This window comes from Streptomyces sp. NPDC048496 (assembly GCF_043200055.1).
GTDB lineage: Bacteria > Actinomycetota > Actinomycetes > Streptomycetales > Streptomycetaceae > Streptomyces.
On sequence record NZ_JBICXB010000077.1, the window covers coordinates 1 to 17,633 of the forward strand.

19 protein-coding genes and 2 pseudogenes are annotated in these 17,633 nt (G+C 66.6%); 9 read left to right on the plus strand and 12 right to left on the minus strand.

All coding sequences use genetic code 11. The features are described from left to right. Nucleotides 1-153: 153 nt before the first annotated feature. Nucleotides 154-414: pseudogene (locus tag ACGFSA_RS32945) on the plus strand (DNA cytosine methyltransferase); the annotation flags it as partial. Here ACGFSA_RS32945 and ACGFSA_RS32950 read toward each other — a convergent pair. From ACGFSA_RS32950 to ACGFSA_RS32965, 4 genes are all read right to left on the minus strand, one after another. Beyond that, nucleotides 303-905 (minus strand): protein NO VEIN domain-containing protein, encoded by a 603-nt coding sequence (locus ACGFSA_RS32950; RefSeq protein WP_393309698.1) that lies wholly within the window; start codon nucleotides 903-905, stop codon nucleotides 303-305. The pseudogene ACGFSA_RS32945 and the gene ACGFSA_RS32950 sit on opposite strands and share 112 nt — an antisense overlap. A 151-nt stretch (nucleotides 906-1,056) precedes the next feature. Next, a complete protein-coding gene (locus ACGFSA_RS32955) occupies nucleotides 1,057-2,886 on the minus strand; it encodes a DEAD/DEAH box helicase (RefSeq protein WP_393309699.1) in 1,830 nt (609 codons plus the stop codon). Further along, nucleotides 2,883-4,307 carry a transcriptional regulator gene (locus ACGFSA_RS32960; protein WP_393309700.1) on the minus strand — a complete coding sequence of 475 codons (1,425 nt, stop codon included), beginning with the start codon at nucleotides 4,305-4,307 and terminating at the stop codon, nucleotides 2,883-2,885. Before ACGFSA_RS32960 ends, ACGFSA_RS32955 begins: the two co-directional genes overlap by 4 nt. 93 nt (nucleotides 4,308-4,400) lie before the next feature. Further along, nucleotides 4,401-5,084: a hypothetical protein gene (locus tag ACGFSA_RS32965; protein WP_393309701.1), complete on the minus strand. Its 684-nt coding sequence runs from the start codon at nucleotides 5,082-5,084 to the stop codon at nucleotides 4,401-4,403. Nucleotides 5,085-5,098: 14 nt separating this feature from the next. On the opposite strand from ACGFSA_RS32965, the gene ACGFSA_RS32970 reads away from it, so the two are divergent. Beyond that, entirely contained in the window at nucleotides 5,099-6,115 is a 1,017-nt protein-coding gene (locus ACGFSA_RS32970; RefSeq protein WP_393309702.1) for a hypothetical protein, read from the plus strand. A gap of 22 nt (nucleotides 6,116-6,137) precedes the next feature. Here ACGFSA_RS32970 and ACGFSA_RS32975 read toward each other — a convergent pair whose 3' ends face one another. After that, entirely contained in the window at nucleotides 6,138-6,782 is a 645-nt protein-coding gene (locus ACGFSA_RS32975; protein WP_393309703.1) for an ATP-binding protein, read from the minus strand. Nucleotides 6,783-6,994: 212 nt separating this feature from the next. On the opposite strand from ACGFSA_RS32975, the gene ACGFSA_RS32980 reads away from it, so the two are divergent. Continuing rightward, nucleotides 6,995-7,840, plus strand: coding sequence for a helix-turn-helix domain-containing protein (locus ACGFSA_RS32980; RefSeq protein WP_393309704.1), 846 nt, complete (start codon nucleotides 6,995-6,997; stop codon nucleotides 7,838-7,840). Further along, nucleotides 7,840-8,085 carry a DUF397 domain-containing protein gene (locus ACGFSA_RS32985; RefSeq protein WP_393309705.1) on the plus strand — a complete coding sequence of 82 codons (246 nt, stop codon included), beginning with the start codon at nucleotides 7,840-7,842 and terminating at the stop codon, nucleotides 8,083-8,085. The genes ACGFSA_RS32980 and ACGFSA_RS32985 overlap by 1 nt, the downstream gene beginning before the upstream one ends. Before the next feature lie 155 nt (nucleotides 8,086-8,240). Here the strand turns inward: ACGFSA_RS32985 and ACGFSA_RS32990 are convergent, their stop codons facing one another. Then, a complete protein-coding gene (locus ACGFSA_RS32990; RefSeq protein WP_393309706.1) occupies nucleotides 8,241-9,092 on the minus strand; it encodes a helix-turn-helix domain-containing protein in 852 nt (283 codons plus the stop codon). A 17-nt stretch (nucleotides 9,093-9,109) separates the two neighbouring features. After that, complete coding sequence (locus ACGFSA_RS32995; RefSeq protein WP_393309707.1) at nucleotides 9,110-9,862, minus strand: DUF6879 family protein; 753 nt, start codon at nucleotides 9,860-9,862, stop codon at nucleotides 9,110-9,112. Between the two features lie 70 nt (nucleotides 9,863-9,932). Here ACGFSA_RS32995 and ACGFSA_RS33000 point away from each other — a divergent pair, with 70 nt between their 5' ends. After that, complete coding sequence (locus ACGFSA_RS33000; protein WP_393309708.1) at nucleotides 9,933-10,202, plus strand: hypothetical protein; 270 nt, start codon at nucleotides 9,933-9,935, stop codon at nucleotides 10,200-10,202. Nucleotides 10,203-10,460: 258 nt separating this feature from the next. Here ACGFSA_RS33000 and ACGFSA_RS33005 read toward each other — a convergent pair whose 3' ends face one another. The 3 genes from ACGFSA_RS33005 to ACGFSA_RS33015 all read right to left on the minus strand — a co-directional run bounded on the left by ACGFSA_RS33005 (nucleotide 10,461) and on the right by ACGFSA_RS33015 (nucleotide 13,923). Next, nucleotides 10,461-11,444 carry a hypothetical protein gene (locus ACGFSA_RS33005; protein ID WP_393309709.1) on the minus strand — a complete coding sequence of 328 codons (984 nt, stop codon included), beginning with the start codon at nucleotides 11,442-11,444 and terminating at the stop codon, nucleotides 10,461-10,463. An 828-nt stretch (nucleotides 11,445-12,272) separates the two neighbouring features. Then, on the minus strand, nucleotides 12,273-12,806 hold the full coding sequence (locus ACGFSA_RS33010) for a hypothetical protein (RefSeq protein WP_393309710.1): 534 nt from the start codon (nucleotides 12,804-12,806) through the stop codon (nucleotides 12,273-12,275). Nucleotides 12,807-13,122: 316 nt separating this feature from the next. Continuing rightward, entirely contained in the window at nucleotides 13,123-13,923 is an 801-nt protein-coding gene (locus tag ACGFSA_RS33015; protein WP_393309715.1) for an SDR family NAD(P)-dependent oxidoreductase, read from the minus strand. On the opposite strand from ACGFSA_RS33015, the gene ACGFSA_RS33020 reads away from it, so the two are divergent. Beyond that, nucleotides 13,841-14,011 carry a hypothetical protein gene (locus tag ACGFSA_RS33020; protein WP_393309716.1) on the plus strand — a complete coding sequence of 57 codons (171 nt, stop codon included), beginning with the start codon at nucleotides 13,841-13,843 and terminating at the stop codon, nucleotides 14,009-14,011. The two genes, ACGFSA_RS33015 and ACGFSA_RS33020, sit on opposite strands and share 83 nt — an antisense overlap. A 134-nt stretch (nucleotides 14,012-14,145) precedes the next feature. Here the strand turns inward: ACGFSA_RS33020 and ACGFSA_RS33025 are convergent, their stop codons facing one another. Beyond that, complete coding sequence (locus ACGFSA_RS33025; RefSeq protein ID WP_393309711.1) at nucleotides 14,146-14,397, minus strand: hypothetical protein; 252 nt, start codon at nucleotides 14,395-14,397, stop codon at nucleotides 14,146-14,148. Nucleotides 14,398-14,435: 38 nt separating this feature from the next. On the opposite strand from ACGFSA_RS33025, the pseudogene ACGFSA_RS33030 reads away from it, so the two are divergent. Then, nucleotides 14,436-14,563 (plus strand): annotated as a pseudogene (locus tag ACGFSA_RS33030) (IS481 family transposase); the annotation flags it as partial. A 362-nt stretch (nucleotides 14,564-14,925) separates the two neighbouring features. Continuing rightward, nucleotides 14,926-16,218, plus strand: a complete 1,293-nt coding sequence (locus ACGFSA_RS33035; protein WP_393309712.1) for a cytochrome P450 — start codon at nucleotides 14,926-14,928, stop codon at nucleotides 16,216-16,218. Between the two features lie 45 nt (nucleotides 16,219-16,263). Here the strand turns inward: ACGFSA_RS33035 and ACGFSA_RS33040 are convergent, their stop codons facing one another. After that, complete coding sequence (locus ACGFSA_RS33040) at nucleotides 16,264-16,656, minus strand: GNAT family N-acetyltransferase (protein WP_393309713.1); 393 nt, start codon at nucleotides 16,654-16,656, stop codon at nucleotides 16,264-16,266. Between the two features lie 332 nt (nucleotides 16,657-16,988). On the opposite strand from ACGFSA_RS33040, the gene ACGFSA_RS33045 reads away from it, so the two are divergent. Further along, entirely contained in the window at nucleotides 16,989-17,351 is a 363-nt protein-coding gene (locus tag ACGFSA_RS33045; RefSeq protein WP_393309714.1) for a hypothetical protein, read from the plus strand. Nucleotides 17,352-17,633: the final 282 nt, after the last annotated feature.

Sequence of the window (17,633 nt, forward strand, 5' to 3'; positions counted from 1 at the left end):
CTGTTCTTGATCTAGACAGTCCAGATCATCGCAGGTGAGAGGCACCCTTCCGCTGTCGGGGCATCAGAACGCATTCCCGGCTGAATACATGAGGTCAACGGTTCCAGCGTCGCCGACGACCCGCCCCTTCCGGGCACGCCTCTCCCTGTGAGGCTCACGGTGGCCCAGATGGCACTGCTTCAGGGTTTTCCTCCGGACTGGGCCATCACCGGACGCAAAACCGCGGCCTATCGGCAGGTAGGAAATGCGTTCCCGCCCCCGGTCGCCGAAGCTGTTGGCCGCAGTATCGCCACCGCGCTGACTCATACGGGAAGCAGCGCCGATGACTGGAGTCCCCACACGGGCCTGCTCGGGAGGAGCGCGTCTGGCAGCAGCCGCCATGCTCCCGTGACGAGTCCTGGCGTAATGGCGTAAGGCGGAACCTCAAACCGGGCCGACTCCCAACTCCCTTCTTTGGCCCTGTCCTCAGGGACAGCCGAGCGAAGCCACCGACGGCTTACGGTGGCTACATTCACCGCATTGCCGTCCACGCCCACAAGGACGGCGACCAGAGACCATTCGAGGTCAGTCACCATCACCTCGTACTCGTGCCGCGTCAGGTGAACGACCAGGCGGGTGGGATCGGTCGTGGACTTGACTTCCAGATGCGCACGTTCCGCGAGAGACCGCGCGGCCTCTATGTCGTAGCCATAGGCGTCCGACTCTGCCGCCACATGCCGAACTTGCGGCACACCACCCCGGCGCAGCAACCGGAGGAGCGCATGCTCGCCGGCCGCTCCGATAGCCCTCCTGGCTTCCTCGGCGGAACGGCTCCAGTGGGCCTGAGGAACTGAGGAGGCAATCCCCAGGTCGCTCAGCTCACTATTGCTGACCTCTACGACAGGTTGGTTCGTCGCCGTCACCATGCCAGTCCGCCTAAGCCAGGCCAGACCTTCGGCGTATTGGACCGGCGTGAGGTCCGCATATCGTGGGTGGTGAGTGAACAACACCTGCGCACGCGGCACACCGGTTACGCGCAACTGTGACAGCCAGCGGAGCGCGGCACGGCGCGTGGCTTCACTGGGCAGCGACGGCATCGACGTGCCTCAGCAACGCGCGGACATCAGCCATATCCATACCTGCGGCTCCCGATGGCTCGTCCTCAAGATCGGCCAACTGCTGAACAGAGGGGTCATCCAGGATCCGCCCCATGAATTCGAGCTTCTCTTCGAGCCTCATGGCCACTACCTCATCAATGGTGCCTTCAACCGCAAGCACGGTGACGCGCGTCTCCGTGCCAGGTGCAAGACCGAGCCGGTGGATCCGGTCCAGGCTCTGGAGAAAACGTCCCGCCATGAAGTCCCGGTCCACGTAGACGGCGTCATGGCAGACGTGGTGCAAGCTGATGCCTTCGCCGAGAGTGGCCGGGTTGGACAGCAGAACGTGGCAGTCGGGATCCTCGCGGAAACGTCTGATCTGCTCTTCACGATCAGGGGTCCCACCGTGCACTACAGCGGGCCGGTACGCCGCGAACAGACTCTCCATTGTGGTGATGCTGCGCACGAACGTCGTCCAGACCAGGGTTTTCCGGCCCATCGCGGCGTTGGTTGCAACGATGTTGAGTGCTTCCTTGTACTTCGGAGAGAGCTCATGCCTCGGAAGGTTCCGCATCAGGGAATACAGCGACTCATCTTCGGGGACTTCGAGCGGCGGCACCTGGTACGTCAGTGGTTCATAGCGGCTTTCGCCCTCAACAAGCAATGCCGGACTGGTAGCTGCCATGAGCAGGCGCAGCATCGCCTTACCAAGGGCATCAAAGTCAGCGCGAGATGCCTCAGCCCTAGTGGTGAAGCGGCCAACCAGCGCGTCGTATACCTCGCGGTGCAGATCCGGCATCTGCAACCGCCTGATCCGCGTCTCGAACGGGGGCAGTCCCAGCTCGTTCTTTGTCGTTCGGGTGAAGAGCGGGCGGAGTACCGAGCTGGCGTGCGCGAGGTCACCTCCCGCGACGGCCTGCGTCACGACCCGCCGTCCATGGCCCGGCCAGACGAAAGACAGCAGGTTCTCCAGGTCCCGCGCCCCGTTCGGAGCCGGTGTTCCGGTCAGAATGAGGCGTCGGCGGCTGAGCGGCCCAAGCGCCATGCAGGCACTGCCGTATGTTCCCTGTGCCCCCAGCTTCATACGATGAGCTTCGTCAAGGATGACCATCGAGGGTGCGCCACGCAGCCAAGAGGCCAGCGCTGCGAGCGACTTGTCGAGACGCTCATAGTTCACGATCAGGATCTCTGCTCTCGGGTCCGGGCTCTTCTCCATCACGGTGGTGAGCGGCGGCTCCTTGAAGCAGAAGTCACTTTCCGACAGCCAGGATTCGTACGCTGACTTCGGGCTGACCACCAGCAGCCGGCGCACCTCGCTGCGCTCACGCATAGCTGCGTACACCGCGAGCCCTACACGAGTTTTCCCCGCTCCGGGAACGCTGAAGTTGGCACCGTGCTGCAACGACAACAACTGCGCGATATCACGCCGCTGGAATTCCGTGAGGTCGGCGCACCATGCGGATCCCAGCGCCGCTTCCACAGCGCTGTCGTCCCATATCGCTGCCGGAGTCGGCGCCTGCAGCTGCTGTTCAGCCCGGTCGGCATCGTCGAGAACTCCCCCAACCAGCGCGCCGAGCTCTTCCGCCCACACAACCGACTCTGGATGAGGCCAGTCGGCGAGAACGTCGATGCTCACAAGGAAATCGTCGAGAGAGAGCTCCAAGGCCAGCCGTCCGCGCAGACCGCCTCCAGGGAAGCGTGCTGCTAGCCGGGTCAGATCACTGCGGTGCGGCTCACTAGCTCTTAGTACAGCTTTGGTCCGCGTTACGTCGAACCCGATATGCAGGGACGGTTCTTCCGCCACCGTCACGATGCCTCCTGGCGTACCGCCTCGAGCAGCCACGCAACACCATCACCAGGTACCTCAATGGACTGGGCGGCGGCCAGGGCCAGCTTCCCAAGGGATGCCCTCAGCTTGAGAACCGCCTCGTCAAGGGCCTCCTCATCTAGGCTTCGGGATCCCCGGGCCAGCACCATGTCCGTGATGCACTGCTCAATATCCTGGCAGGCATCGTAGAGACGGTCTGGCGCGGCCTGCTTCCGCTTGCGCACCCGAGCGTCCTTGCCTGCGGGTTCCAGGGCGTCCTCTACCGCCTTATGTGCAACCTCAAACACTGAGGCGGCCTTCTCGGACTCAGCCAAAGAGACCTTGTCCCTGGCGCGGATGACAGCCTTGGCCCGGAGAACCGAATCCGTGAAGGCGCGCGCCGCGGCCACCTGTGGCACCTCAGCCTTTACCGCCCGGCCAATTCCGGGAATCACGCGCTCGGGAGCCGCCGCGGGGGCGGTCTTCAGTTCGTCCGGCAGCCGGTGCTCCAGGTAGCGCGTCCGGAAATCGGCTTCGATGAGGCGGACATCGGTCTTGGAGAATTCCATCACGATGGCAGCCAGGCGGTTCTCCTTGAGAAGCTCGGCCTTCCTCGGATCAGCCTTGGATTCCTTGGCATAGGCGCGGTGCACCTCGCGAAGCTTCTCCTGAGCATCCTCGAAGTCCAGCAGCCGGAGCTGTGCGTCTCCGGTCGTGGACCTATCCCTCAGATCACGGAGGCAGGTGAGCACCCAGAGGTCCTGCTCGGCCGTCGACTCCCGGATACGGAACTCCCGCGCAACCTCCTTCAGAGGCCGGCCCGCCCCGACTTGCTCGTCAATCGTGAGCAGCCGGTTGATATACGAGTATTCACGGCGGGTGTCGGGACGAAGCTGCAGGGACAGCTCTACCCTGTTGATGTCCGCCCAGGTGCAGGAGTCCGGCAGCACACCAACTCGGATATAGGCGACGCCAAGCTCGCGCAGCGCTGCCGCCCGGGTATTGCCGTTGACCAGGATGCCGTCCGGCGTGATGAGCCCCGGTTCGTTCTGCCGGAAGTCCTGGAGGCTCTGCTTCAGCTCATCGAAGTCCTGATCCCTCTTTGACGGGTCGGACGGTTTAGCTTGAAGCAGATGCTGGAGGTAGCTCTGGCTTTCGTCGCTCCACGGGTCCTCGTCCAGCCGACGGTCCCGCTGTGGATCGAAACTGCGCTGAGCCCGGATCCTGTGGGTGCCAGGGTTGTAGTAGAGGGACCCGAGCGGCATGTCGATGACCTGTACGACTTGCGGCTTCGTACGCCACTCAATCGTCAGCGTCTCCTGGAGCCCCGTTCCGGCGGCGGCCTCCTTGAGGCGCCGCTCTACGAGATCGGCATTCTCAGCGGCGAGCGGCGGCCGGCCGAAGTCCCCGACGTCCCTACTCACAGTGCGTTCTCCTCTGATTTGCGAAAGATGTAATTTCCGAAACATGGTGGGGCCGACACCACTGGCGGCCCCACCATGGTCCGTGGATCCCGCTCAGGCGGAGGGCAGCCCAAGGGCCGCGCGGACCTTGTCCCTGGACTCAGCCGGCAGCGTACGGAAGTCTGCCCAGAGCCGCTCCACGACACCGAACTCCCGCTCGTCCGCGGCAACCCACTCCGCCAGCATCTGACGCTGCAGCGTGCCGAGCTTCTCAATGCCCGCGATCACAGCGTCCAGGTCTGCCTCCAGCCCCCGACCGCCCACGCGACAGCGGTTGCACTCCGCGACGAACTGCACCGGCGTGCTGCCGTCGGGCTGCTTCACCTTCCGGCGGGCGATGTCGATCTGGGCCGACTCGAACGTGCCGGCGTAGACCTGTCCTGCCGTGATCCCGCACGAGCGGCAGCGGTTCCCGTCACTGGCCAGAATCTTCCGCCGCTGGGTGTCCGTAATGGACGAACTGTCCTTGGTGGCCTTGCCCGGCTCCCAGACCGGCTGCCCCTGCGCAACGAACCGCTGCTCGTGCTGGCCCAGCAGTGCGTCTTCCCTGTGCGTGTCGATCTGCCAGCCGTAGTCACGCAGGTCACGCACCCGACGGTCGGCCTGGCTGATCCCGGGAAAGGCGTTCTTGACGTCTTCCTTGGTGAAGACGTTGCCCTCCCCTACGACCGTCACCAGCCACAGCGCGGCGCGCTTCATGGTTCCGAACTTCTCGTCCCGCCACGACGGCAGAGTCATTCCATCTTCCCCTTATGTCAGGTGCACGGCAGCTCGGCAAGAGCCAGAAGGAACCCGGCTGGCACCCCTTGAGAGCATCGCCAGTCTTCTCGTACCGCGACCCACAACGCCAGGCTCTGCGAGGTTTCGAGGGGGGATGGAAAACATCCTCACATGCCGAAAAACCACTGCATCCGCGAGAATTGAGTCCCCATCACCGCACATCAGAGGAACGGAAGTCGTGCGTGACGCCCAAGTCGCATAAGTGGAAAGAACTGCCGAGTGGCATCACGGCGGCCCACCGGGCCCTGGTGACGGCAATGCGCGAAGTCCGGGAGTGCAGCCCCCGGACCCAGGCAGAGATCGCCCGAGATGCCCACCAGGCGGCGACGACCCTCTCGAACCATCTCAACGGCGGCCGCATCCCCGAGGAGGCCCTCCTGCAGGGGTTCTACGAGGTCATAGAGAAAGACGCCGCAGGAGGCGAACCCCTGCCGCACACCCTTGCCGCATTGCTGGAACTCCGTATCCATGCCCAGAAGAAGCACTGCGAGTGCTGCAGTGTCGGATACCCGCCTGCTCACGACGACGAAGCGGAGCGGCCGGCTTCCGGCACTGTTCGGATCTCGCCGGTGCGGCGGCGGGCGCTGCGCCTTGGCCGTCAGGCCCGTCGGCGTAAACTTTCGTTGCCGCAGACGCAAATGAGGGTGCCGGTCCCCCGAGCGGAGGGGGACCGGCACCCTTCAGAAGCCGCCGAGCTCACATGGACGGAGACCGAAGTCGTGGCTCGCTACCTCGCCGACGGCCGGAGCCGCGACGCAGACCTCCTGCTCTGGCGGGCGGGAACGTCCTACTCCGCGGACGACATCTTCAAGGCCGTGACCTCATGCCGTGCAGCTGGTCTGCAGAACGCCGCCGATGCCATACTGATCAGCGCGGGAGAGCGTACGGACAAACGGGCCGTCATGAACATCACGGCGGCCTTCAACCACGCCGGCCGGCACGAGGACGTCGGGGTCCTGCTCGCCGCCGCGATCCGGGCTTCTGACTGACCCTTGCACCCTGAGGTCACGATCAGGCGGCCTCGGCGAGTACCTCCGCTTCCGCCTCGTAGTGCATCTGCGCGCGGTCGAGCAGATCGTCAGGGTCTCCCCCATGCGCGGCAACCCAGTGCAACAGGTCAGCGATAAGGTCCGTGGCGGACTCCTGAAGCATCCGAGCCGAGCGGTTTTGCACCAAGTCGGCGGCGCCAACCTCACGGCGGTACTGGGTCAGGGCCAGCTCAGCTCGCCGCACCCTCCGGCATTGCCCTTCGGGGTCCGCCCGCAACTCGCACCAGACAGCCTTACCTGTTGATGTCAGCACCGTCCCCCAGGCGACCGCGACACCGGCAAGCAGGTGTAGGCCCCGGCCGCATTCCTCATCGCAGCACATCGGGCTAAGCGCCGGCACCTGATAGCTCTTGTCGTGCAGCTCGATCCGCAGGCGGTCCGCCGTCGGCTCCAGTACGAGCGTGGCGGACACACCCTCCCCCACGTGCTTGATCACATTGGAGGCCAGCTCGCTGACCACGAGTTCAGCCTCGTCCGCGAATGCCGGCATCCCCCACGCCGCAAGCTGGCTTCTGACATTCCTCCGCAGTCCACGTAATGCGGTGGGCACGGCCTCAAAGGGCAGCACGCTGCGGATTTGGGTTCCGCTGTCGCCACATACGGACATACACGTCTCCTTCCGGCCACGTCAGCGCTACGCCTACCGTGTTCGTACGGCTGCGCTGCGTAGCTGCTTGCTGCGAGTATGGCAGCGAGAAGTCTCTCTATGTAACTTCTCATGCGAATCTCACGGGTGAATCTGCTGGTTCATCAACTGACGGTTCGCATCGCCCTGTTGCATGGGGGCAACGGCCCGTACGGAACGAAAGGCAGCTCCGCGTGACAGCGAGGACCACGACCCGCCGCCGCCAGCTCGGCGCGATGATGCGGAAGCTCCGTGCGGCCAAAGGCATGACACTGGAGGAAGCCGGCCGGCTGGTCGGCGTGTCCAAGGCCACCGTCAGCCGCTACGAGACTCAGGAAGGGCCGGTGAAGTGGCCCATCGTGGACGCTCTTTGTCAGCAGTACGACGCGACAGCCGCGGAACGCAATGCAGTGGTCGCCCTCGCAAAGGACGCCAAGCAACAGGGCTGGTGGGCACCGTTCACCGATTCCATCCCCGCCGATATGAGCTTGCTGCTGACACTTGAGGACGAGGCTCTACGGGAAGACCACTTCTCCTGCGTATACGTACCCGGCCTGCTTCAGACCCGCAGCTACAACACCGCCATCCAGCAGGCGAACGAGATGCGCCTCGCCCCCGAGGAGATCGCGCGACTCGTCGACATCCGCATGAAGCGACAGGAGATCCTGGCCCGCCCCAAGCCCCCGCACCTCTGGGCAATCCTCGATGAGTCCGTGATCCGGCGCGTGGTCGGGTCACGCGAAGTCATGCGCGAGCAACTCGGCCGTCTCTTGGATGCCAATGAATCACGGGACATCACCCTTCAGGTCCTTCCGTTCTCCAATGGGGCCCACACGGCGGCCTTGGGCAGCTTCGTGATCCTGGGCGGCGTCGAACCGTCCCTCGACGTCGTCTACGTCGACCTGCATGTCGGATCGCTCTTCATGGAGAAGGACGAAGAACTGAGCCGATACCGACTTGCGTTCGACTACCTGCGAGCACAAGCCTTGGACATGGCCGCATCATCGGCAGTGATCGCGCGTGTCCGCAAGGAGATTTGATGGCTTCGTCTACTCGGTCCGTCCTGGCTCTTACGTGGTTCAAGTCCTCCTACAGCGGGGGCAACACAACCGAGTGCGTTGAGGCTGCCCATCTAGCTGAGTTGACAGCCGTGCGTGATTCGAAGGCCCCCGATGGGCCAAGGCTGACGTTCAGCCGTGCTGCCTGGGCGCCGTTCGTCACGTCCCTGCAGACCGCTTCCCCCGAGAGCTGGGACGCGGCCCATCCGAACTCAGACGTTCGCTGATCATCGATCCACCGGCCTGATGTCTGGGCTCTGGAGCCTGGAGAAGGAGCGGTCGGCTGCGGACAGTTCCGGGCCGTCATCGTCCGCAGTGCCCGCCGCCAGGATGATTCGGTTGAAGTGAAACCCGATGGCACGCGACTGCATGTCGGCCGCAGTCAGCGAACGTCGAGGCTCCGGCGCGCCTGGGCGATCACGTATTGCGCCTCGGCTCCGAACACGGCGGATTCGCTCAGGCCCTGCCACACCCGCTGGTACGTGGCGATGGTTTCCGCGTCGTCGAGCCACAGCTCGGCGTGCCAGTCCTCAGTGATCACGAGCCGGCCGTCGAAGCTCCAGAACCCATTAGCGGGAGGGACCCTCACTGTGACGTGGAGGGGGACGATTCCGAGGGTGACGGTGTCCATGCCGATGACGCCGGCCAGGCGGTCCAGTTGCGCGGTCAGTACCTGCGGAGGGCAGATCAAGGTGCGCAGCGCCGCCTCCCACATCAGGACGTGAAGCCTCTTGCCCGGCCGGTACAGCCACTCCTGCCGTTTCATTCGGGAGCGGACGGCTTCTTCCGTGTCACGGACCGAGTTCTGGAGCTCCGCGTATCTGACGAAGACATGGCGCGCGTAGTCGGCCGTCTGGAGCATGCCCGACACCATGGTCGGCTCCCACTCGTGAATGGTCGAGGCACCGGCGACCAGCTCGTTCCAGGTGTCCTGTACCGGGCGGTGGCCGGACGCGAGCTGCCTTCGCCATGAACGTACATGCGACTCGAATCCCTGCAGGCGGGCGTGCAGTTCGTCGTACGTATCGGGGTGACCGGTTGCGACCGCCCACAACCTCAGGTCTTCGGGGGTTGCGGTCTGGCGGCCGTTCTCCAGCTTGCTGATCTTGGACTGCGTCCAGCCAAGACGTGCGGCCAATTCCGAGCCGGTGAGCGGGCCCCCAGGGCACGAAGCGCGGAGCTCCCGGAGCCTCGCACCCAGGGCTGCCCGTGCCTGTTGATAGTCCGTACTCACCGGTTCAGCACATGCTTTCAGTCGAGCTCGTTGATTTCGGCCGTGAACACCTCGTGCGGTACTGCGTGATGCCACGCCGCATCACGTACCAGCGAGCAGCGCACCACTTCTGCCAGCTCCGTGATGAGTTCGGCGTCCACGAGTCGATCGTCGGAGTCGAAGTTCAGCCGCGCGACGAGTCGCGAGTCGAAGATCCAGAAATCCTCTTCCGGCAGTCCGAGCCGTACCGCTTCGGCCCTCCGCAGATTTCTGATGTCCTCGCCGAGGGCGGTGTTTCGCTTCGCATTGTCGAGCAGGTAGAGCTGACCGGGGGTCGGCGGGTCGTCGGCGATGCGGACGCGTTCGACCCGCTTCCCCTGCTCCGTCTGTGCCCGGATCATGGCGCAGTACGGGTCGTCGAAGTCCCACTGGGCGCTGCCGCTCTCCATGAACTGCCGGTAGGTGTGTGTCGTTTCGTCGCTCGCATAGCGTCGCCGGGTCTCCAGGCGCCATGCCGTGTGCTTGAACGTCCTGAACAGGTTCTCGAACTCGTCCAGGTCGATGATCCTCGCTGCGCGGGTGGCGTCCCTCGGTGCGTAATCGACCAGGAGCTCGCGCGGCACGACGACGGCCACCTCTCCTTCGGACAGATGCTGCAGCTGCGCCAGGTCCTCGGGGGCGCTGAGCGGTGGTCCATGAACGATGACTTCCCGGCTGTCGAGATCTTCATGGAGTGACGGGCATCCGGTGCCGCCGCTGCCTGTGCCGTTGAACCGCAGTCTGCGTGCCATGTCGACCTGCCTCTCGCATGGATGCTCTCCGGGTCACAGGATCTCCGCCGTCGTCCGGGAATGTCGATGCATGGCTGAGGCCGACGGGAGAATATTCGAGAATATCGTCTCGCCTCTCCAACTGGTCCTCCCTAGCGTTCCCTTCATGAGCAACCCCAGGACAACGATGGGTGCGCCGGTGCATGTGGTGGACCCTCCCGTGCCGCCCGAACCCGTCACCGGATGCGATGTATGCGGTGCACTTGCAAGGGAACGCGAGGAAGCTGCCGGTGTGGGCAACTGGTCGACGGTCGCCGACTGCAATGTTGAGCTGCGGCGACACCACGGGGAGCACACGTGACGGCCGCCCGTGCGCGAGCTGCGTACCGCTACGTGCTCCACCGCATCACCGAGCACCCCGACACGGACATCACTTACGAGGCCGAATGTCTCTGGTGTGACTGGGCCGCGGAACCCTCGACAGACTCCGCGAGTGTCGACGTGGAGTGCATGAGCCACACCGGTCGCAGTGGGCACAGGAGCTTCCGGCGCGTCCGTACATCGTTTGCCGTGGTCGTTCGGTGAGCCCTGCTGGTCGCAGTCCCCGCCGTGTGCGAGGTCAGCCCTCACCCGGCAGAGCCGCCGAAGTCCTGTTGATCTTCGCGAACCGTTCCCGCCACGGGATGCGCTCGGGATCAGGCGCGGGGGCGCCGTAGAAGGCCGCGTACGCGGTGGACCGGCGGCACGGGGCGCATTCCGTCTCGTCTCCCAGGGGGCGGAAGACGTGTTCCTCACCGGGCGAGGAGCAGACGACCATGGCAGCGGCCGAAGGGAGTTGAGGCAGCGGGAGCGGGGCCGGGTCCGCGGGGAGCTTCTGGACGAGGCGGTAGCGCAGGAAGCCGACTGCCGAGCGCACGCCGCCTTCCGGGCGTTCGGCCAGCAGGGCCTGTCGCAGGTCGGACTCGCTCAGCCCGCGCTCCAGCCACTTGACCGCCTCCACGGCCAGTGCGCGGGCCTCGCGCATTCCCAGGTGCAGTTCGCGACGGGTGTGGCGCAGCGAGAGCAGAACCCGTTCCGCGCGGGCCAGTTGGAGGGAATCAGCCGACCCCGCCGTCGGTTCGGGATCCGGTTCCGTCGCTGGCCCGGCTTCGGAGGGTGGGTGGGGAGTGGTCTTATCACTGTGGTCTTCTACCGGTTCATAGCCACCGACCCTCCGGGCGGTCGGTTCGCCGACCGCCGGAAACTGCGTACTCGGTGGCAGGGTGGTGGGCGAGGCGGCCCCTCGTAGGTGTCCTGCCTGCTCACTCGTCAGAGGGTTGTTCGCGACCAGTTGCTCGGTGATCCAGCGGCCTCGATCGCCCTGGCTTCGCCACTCGTGTACGTACCCGTGCGCGACCAGCTGTTCTTTCGCCTTCTGGTACGCGCGGCCCTTGATGCCCAGCTTCTGGGCGAGTTCGCTCAGGGGCTTGCAGGGGGTCTCTTCCGGAAGGCCCTGGACGTACAGGAGCAGGATCTTCGCGTCACTGCTCAGACGCGGATGGCGCACGACATCGTGCGATGCCTTCGTGAAGCGCCGAGACGGCGCGATAACATGACGCAGCATTTCCGGTGGGTCCTGTCCACTGGTGATGAAGGCCCTCGGCCGGTGTTCGAGCACCGCCGGGGGCCGCTCTATGTGCGCGTGAACACACAGAGCGTGATGATGTCGTCACCGTACCGCACTGCCGCCATCTCCCACCACGTGAACGGGACTTCACGCTGCGCCCTCGGTGCCGGTCAGGCGAACCAGCCGAGCCATGTCGATGGTTCGCCGGTGGTACGTCAACCGTGTCCGCGGCTTCGAGCGCGAGTTCGCTGGTGTGGGTGTTCACCAGGCGCCGGATGATTCCCACCTGCGTGCGGAGGCGTTGTCGGGCCCGGCGTTCCTCCAGGGCGGACCACCGCGAGCCCGCGGTCGCGGTGGTGGCGGGGGAAGCAGTACACGTCCACCCGACGCAGGACGCGGCGCGGCCGGGGCCGGTGGGACTCGTGCGCCGCCGCGGCCAGACAGCCGGCGCTGTAGCGGAGGTCCCGGAGTACCACCGAGTGCCATGGGGCTCCCCGCAGGTCACTGCGGGACTTCTTCGTCTGCGAAAGCGGAAGGTGATGGGCGGTGCGTGACATGGGGCTCCGTCGGTCGCGGCCGCCAGGGATTTCCTGGCGGGCTACCTGAAGCCCACGGGTCCCGCCGAACGGATGCTGCTCACATCGGCCACCGTAGCGGTCCGTGTCGATGGTGTACGGCTCGCTGGGCTGGGAGTTGATGGGCCCGGCGCGTACGTGACACCGGCAACGCGCTCGGCTGCTCGGACCGGAGCGAGCCTCCGAAGACGCCGACAAGCCGTGCAGAGAGTCGCCAAGGCCCGAACACCCGCGCCAACAACCCTGCGGGTCAATACACCTGGACCGTCCGGCGACGTCGGTAGTAGGCGTACGTCAGAGCCAGCACGATCGGTCCCCACAGCATCACCGGACCGATGCACACCCGCGCCAGGGCCATCCACCACCCGTTGCTGAAGGCGACCTCCTGGAAGCCCAGGACACCGAACCAGGCGAGCGGCATGGGGTTCCACAGCGCGACCAGGCCCAGGCCGCCCAAGGTCGCCGGGATGATCGCGGCGAGCGACGCGACCCGTCGGCCACCGATCAGGGGGATCCAGTCCGGGACCTTCTCGCCCCACCCGCTGACCAGGCCGGTGCAGAGCATGGCCAGTGCCTCGGTGAGCAGGCTGAGTCCGATGACGTAAGCCGGGGCCCACCAGGGGGCGGGCCCCGGATCCTGGACGGTCCCCATCGTGAAGCCGAAGGCGAAGGGCAGGCGCCATAGGCAATGCGGCAGCACGACGAACGGCAGGGACTTGGCGAGGCGGAGCACCCAGGCCTGGACCGGACGCTCTGTGGCGCCCAGGGAAAGGTTGATTGGCATGACTCCACCGTCGTTCAACCCCGATGACAGGGCGTCGGTCGCGGGGACGATCACGCTCCCCCGTCAGGCCACCGGTTTATCCTGCCGGCGGCAGACGTTGCATCGGCCCAGGCCGCGTATGGCCCGCCTGTTCGGCCAGCTGCCGGCAGTTCTTCCGTTCGACCCTCGACAGCGGCCCGAGCAGGTAAGCCCCGGGCCGCGGCCCGGGGATCAACTCGCCTGAATCTGCCCGCGATCCGGGCCATGACCTGGTCGAACATCGCCAGCCAGCGGGCAGAGTGCGCTGTCGGTGCGGTGGGCACCCCGGCGGTCCTCCTCAGTTTGTGACGCGGCCGCCGGCGACGTCGATGGTGAGTCCGGTGAGCCAGGAGGCGGCCTCGGAAGCGAGGAACAAGGCGGTGTGGGCGACGTCGTCCGGGGTTCCCATACGGCCCAGCGGGTGCATTGCGGCGACTTTGGCCTGCACGGCGGCGGGCATGCGGGCCCCTGTCGTCTCGGTGAGGATGGCCGAGGGCGCGATGCAGTTGACGCGGATCCCGCGCGGTGCGACCTCGGTGGCCAGGTGGCGAGTGAGCATCACCACCCCGGCGTTGGCGACGCCGTAGGCGAGATTGGCCTGGCTGGGTTGGCGACCGGCGGCCGAGGACATGGTGATGATCGAGCCGCTGCCGCGTTCGAGCATGCCCGGCAGAAATGCCTGGATGGTGAGGAACACCGACGTGAGGTCGGAGTCGATGACCTCGCGCCAGCGTTGTTCGGTCAGTTCCACGGACGGGACGGGGAAACCCTGTCCTCCGGCGAAGGCGGCGAGGACGTCGACCGGGCCGAGCCGGGACTCGGCTTGTCGGCGCGCGTCGCCCACTGCGGCGGGGTCAGTGACGTCGGCGACCGTGCTGATCGCCGTGCCGCCCTCGCCGGTGATGTCGGCGATGACAGCGGCCAGGGCTTGTGGGTCCCGTCCGACGACGCAGACCTTGGCGCCCTGGGCTGCGAAGGCTCGTGCGGTTCGGGCGCCGATGCCGCGCGATCCGCCCGTGATGAAGACGGCAGCGCACGAGCAACACCTGTGCCAGGCACTGTCCCCCGACGAGCACCAGCAGCTGACCGGACTGCTCAGACGCCTGGCCGAACAGCAGGGACTCACCCCAGGCGTGCACCCCGGCTACCGGTCGCTGCGAACCGATCGCCCCGCCCGCAACCGGTGAGCGGCAGACACAGGCGTCGGTCATCGTCCCGCTCCACGGCCCGTCGGGTCGGCACCCCCAGGAGCCGCCTCCGCTCGGGACGGGCCCCCGCTTGTGGGGCGGCCTCCGGATGAACCCCGGGGGTCGCGTGCCGGTCAAACAGTCGGGGCGGGCTGGGGATCCAGCACCTTGATCGGGGATCGGTGCAGGCCCCTGCGGTCGTAGAAGCGGGTCATGCCGAAGCCGAACAGCAGCGCTACCACGAAGCCCACGCCGATCATGGTCCAGCCACGGCCGAGCCCGGCCTCGGCCTGTGCGCCGAAGTAGAGGATGGACCTGACACCGTCGACCACCTGTCGGAAGGGCTCGAACTCGGCGAGGAAGCGGCGGAGGCCGCCGCACCCCACACCGCGCAGCCCGGAGCCTGAGCCCTCCCGGCGCGGGCCTGGCCTCACCTCGGCGCCCCGGCGGGCGTCCGGCCTGCTGCGCGGTCGAGGACGGCCGGCCCCTGCGTCGGGTGAAGCCGAACGCTTCCAGGTCTCGCCCACCACGGCAAAGCGGTGGGCCGACCGCTACCAGGTCTCCGGCGAGGCGGGGTGACCGATCTGCGACCGGTGCCCTGAATGTGACATATGTGACACGTGTGGAAACATGGCATATGTGTCATTTGGGGGGAACTTCTTTACTGAACCCTCGACTGGGAGGGCTCAGGCAGGCGAGAGGAGTGCATCATGATCGCCAAGCTGCTCGGCAAGCTGTCCTTCACCCGCCACTACGGTGCGTACGGGGAACACGACTGGGGTGCGTAAGGCGGCGACGACCGGGTCTGACCGCACTGCCGGCGGGAGCCCCCGGGCGCCCGCCGGCTCCTGGCCACGTTGCCGACGATTTCGGCCTGGACAGGTACGAGAGTCAGGGGCGATCTCATGGGCCGAATGGATGAGCCGCCGCGGTTGCCCGAAGGCAGCTTCGCGGCCTGGAGCCGCGACCGGCTAGCAATGGCGCGCCGTGGCGCTGACGAGTGCGGGGACGTCTGGCAGCTGGAGCCGGGTGTCTACGTGGCCGCTACGGCCGGGCCGTGTGAAGCAGTCCTGCACCGCGCGCAGGACTTCCCCAAGCCACCCTCGCCTCTCTTCCCGCCGTTGAAGCGGTCGAGCGGAGCACCGACGCCTGAGGAGCGTGCCCACGCGCACGCCGCCCGCATGCGCGGACTACGCCCGCAGGCGGTTGCAGCCCGGATCGGTGAGATAGCGCCCAGGACCGCTCAATTTGCTGACCAGTGGCCCACGGGCCAGGACGTCGAGATTCTGCCCCCGGTCCGGCACGCCCTGGCAGAGATCGGCGTGCGCTACCTCTTCTCCGAAGATGCTCCCACCCTGCTGCCCTTTGCCGCACAGCTCTTCCTGGCCCGGGAGGTGCTCGTACGCCCCTCGCGCTGGGTATGGCCGCGCTGGGTCCCCACACCGGCACGGCGGTTCCGCACACGGCAGCAAGTCGCCTTCACCAACGCTTTGCGGCCCATCGTCCGCCGGCGCCGTTCATCGGGCCGGCTCGGTGACGACGTGCTGGGGCAGATGCTCCGGCCCTCCTCCCGCTATGGCCTACTGTCGGAAGAGGCCATCCTTGACCCTCTCCCCGGAATCACCGTCGCCACCTTCGAGACACCTTCCCGGGCAGCCGGATGGATTCTGCTCCACCTGGCCCGGTACCCCCAGGCAGCGGGCCGCGTCGCGGCCGAAGCCGCCTTGCTGCCCGCGGACCCGGCCGCGACGACCAGCACCCACCTCGACAGCCTGCAATACACCCAGGCACTGGTACGCGAGGTGCTCCGGCTGCACCCCCCGAGCTGGCTACTGACCCGGCGCGCCCCGCGACAGACTCAGCTCGCCGACTACACCATCGACGCCGGCTCCACCGTTCTCGTCTGCCCCTACACCGCCCACCGCGACGCACGGGAACACTCCGAGCCGGACCAGTTCCGGCCCGAGCGCTGGCTCGATGATTCGGGCTCGCCGGCGAAACCCGGGGTCTTCCTCTCCTTCGGTACCGGGCCGCATGGCTGCGAGGGAGCCGCTCTGGCCATGGCGATGCTGACGCTCCTGACTGCGCAGACCGCCCGCCGCTACCACGTGAGCGAGCCGCCCGGACCGGAACCCGGCTACCAGGTCACCACCTTCGAAGGTCTCGCAACTGTCGGCTTGCGCCTGCGCGCCACCTTGCGCAGCTGAGGGCAGTCCCTTTCGGTGACAGGCCGCCTGCCGGGGTCTTGAGACCTACGGCACCACGACAGTCAGTGATGTGCCAGTCAGCTCAAAACCGAGCTTCTCGTAAACGCGGCGGGCTGGATTCGCATCGCTCACGACGAGCGAGACCTCGGCCAGCCCGTCGGCCGCAGCAACGCTGAGCACCTGGCGGAGCAGATCGGCGCCAAGGCCTGCGTAGCGGGCTTCGGGGCGGCGGAACACGTCCGCGATCCAAGGCAGGCCGTCGCGGTCGGTGAGGATCGCCCCAGCAACGACGCGGTCCGTCTCGTCGACCACCAAGGCGCTGCACGGAATTTCCGCGGCCGCAGCCGCAGCCCACGTCGCGCGTACTCGATGCCACGGCGACAACCACACCATGGCGGCCGTGGCCCGAGCCCGAGGGGGTACTTGTCTGGGCCGCATCGAGGTGCTGCTGATGAAAGGCTCTGGTCATGCCGCAGCCATCGAAGATCGAACTGCGCGCCGCGATCCGGCGCGACCACCGCGGCGGCATGACACTGCGAGAGATCGAGCGCAAGCACAACGTGTCGTGACGGAAAGCCCGCAAGGCCGAGGACTCGACCTGGCCGGAGCCGAGGAGGAAGCTGCCGCCGCGGGCACCCACGCCGGATCCCTGCAAGCCGGTGATCCTGGGCGGCGGATAGGTGCGCTGCACAAGCGGCGGCACACCGCATACTGCTGACGGCGAGTGTCCCGACACCTGTAGCCCACGACACGGGGGAGAGAAAGTCACCATGACACGTGAGACCGCCAGTGCCGCAACGAGTCCGGCATCATGGACCGCACGCATCGCCTGGGGTGTGTTCGGCCTCTTCCTGCTCGCCTGGACGGTGTTCGAGGCGGCCAAGCACACGGGCTTCACCATTCCGTTCGCCGTAATCGGGCCCCTCGTCCCCTTCCTGGCCAGGCTCGCGCCGGACTCGGCGGCCGTTCAGCACACGCTGCTCCGGGTCTGGATCCCGTTGGCCGTCATGGCGGTCTGCTCCGCCGTTCCCGGCCCCGCCGACAACACCGCCGCGCCCTTCACCTTCGGGATGGCCTGGCTGACCCACATCGCACTGAGGCGCGCTCTGGGATACGGGCTCCGCTCCTCCTGATGGAATAATCAACTCTGCGCATCAACTGCGCATCAACTCCGCGGAGACAGGCCCGCGCCCCCGGTCGCGGGCCTGCTGCGTGCACCCTGGGCGTCACCGGCGCCCGTGCCGTCGGGTCCGTACATCGTTTGCCGTGGTCGTTCGGTGAGCCCTGATGGTCACAGTCCCCGCCGCAGGCGAGGTCAGCCCTCAGAGCCTGTCGGGTGGCCGGTCATGCGTGAAGCGTGACGGTCGCGATCTGCCTTCCGGGCATGGCGACGGCCCCGGAATGATCACGTGGTG

Excerpts from the sequence above, each read along its gene's own strand:
- ACGFSA_RS33045 (WP_393309714.1), top strand. The coding sequence starts at position 16,989 with ATGACACGTGAGACCGCCAGTGCCGCAACGAGTCCGGCATCATGGACC.
- ACGFSA_RS32995 (WP_393309707.1), bottom strand. The coding sequence starts at position 9,862 with ATGGCACGCAGACTGCGGTTCAACGGCACAGGCAGCGGCGGCACCGGA.
- ACGFSA_RS32985 (WP_393309705.1), top strand. The coding sequence starts at position 7,840 with ATGGCTTCGTCTACTCGGTCCGTCCTGGCTCTTACGTGGTTCAAGTCC.
- ACGFSA_RS33000 (WP_393309708.1), top strand. The coding sequence starts at position 9,933 with ATGGCTGAGGCCGACGGGAGAATATTCGAGAATATCGTCTCGCCTCTC.
- ACGFSA_RS33005 (WP_393309709.1), bottom strand. The coding sequence starts at position 11,444 with ATGCTGCGTCATGTTATCGCGCCGTCTCGGCGCTTCACGAAGGCATCG.
- ACGFSA_RS32975 (WP_393309703.1), bottom strand. The coding sequence starts at position 6,782 with ATGTCCGTATGTGGCGACAGCGGAACCCAAATCCGCAGCGTGCTGCCC.
- ACGFSA_RS32965 (WP_393309701.1), bottom strand. The coding sequence starts at position 5,084 with ATGACTCTGCCGTCGTGGCGGGACGAGAAGTTCGGAACCATGAAGCGC.
- ACGFSA_RS32970 (WP_393309702.1), top strand. The coding sequence starts at position 5,099 with ATGTCAGGTGCACGGCAGCTCGGCAAGAGCCAGAAGGAACCCGGCTGG.
- ACGFSA_RS33040 (WP_393309713.1), bottom strand. The coding sequence starts at position 16,656 with ATGCGGCCCAGACAAGTACCCCCTCGGGCTCGGGCCACGGCCGCCATG.
- ACGFSA_RS33035 (WP_393309712.1), top strand. The coding sequence starts at position 14,926 with ATGGATGAGCCGCCGCGGTTGCCCGAAGGCAGCTTCGCGGCCTGGAGC.
- ACGFSA_RS32950 (WP_393309698.1), bottom strand. The coding sequence starts at position 905 with ATGGTGACGGCGACGAACCAACCTGTCGTAGAGGTCAGCAATAGTGAG.
- ACGFSA_RS33010 (WP_393309710.1), bottom strand. The coding sequence starts at position 12,806 with ATGCCAATCAACCTTTCCCTGGGCGCCACAGAGCGTCCGGTCCAGGCC.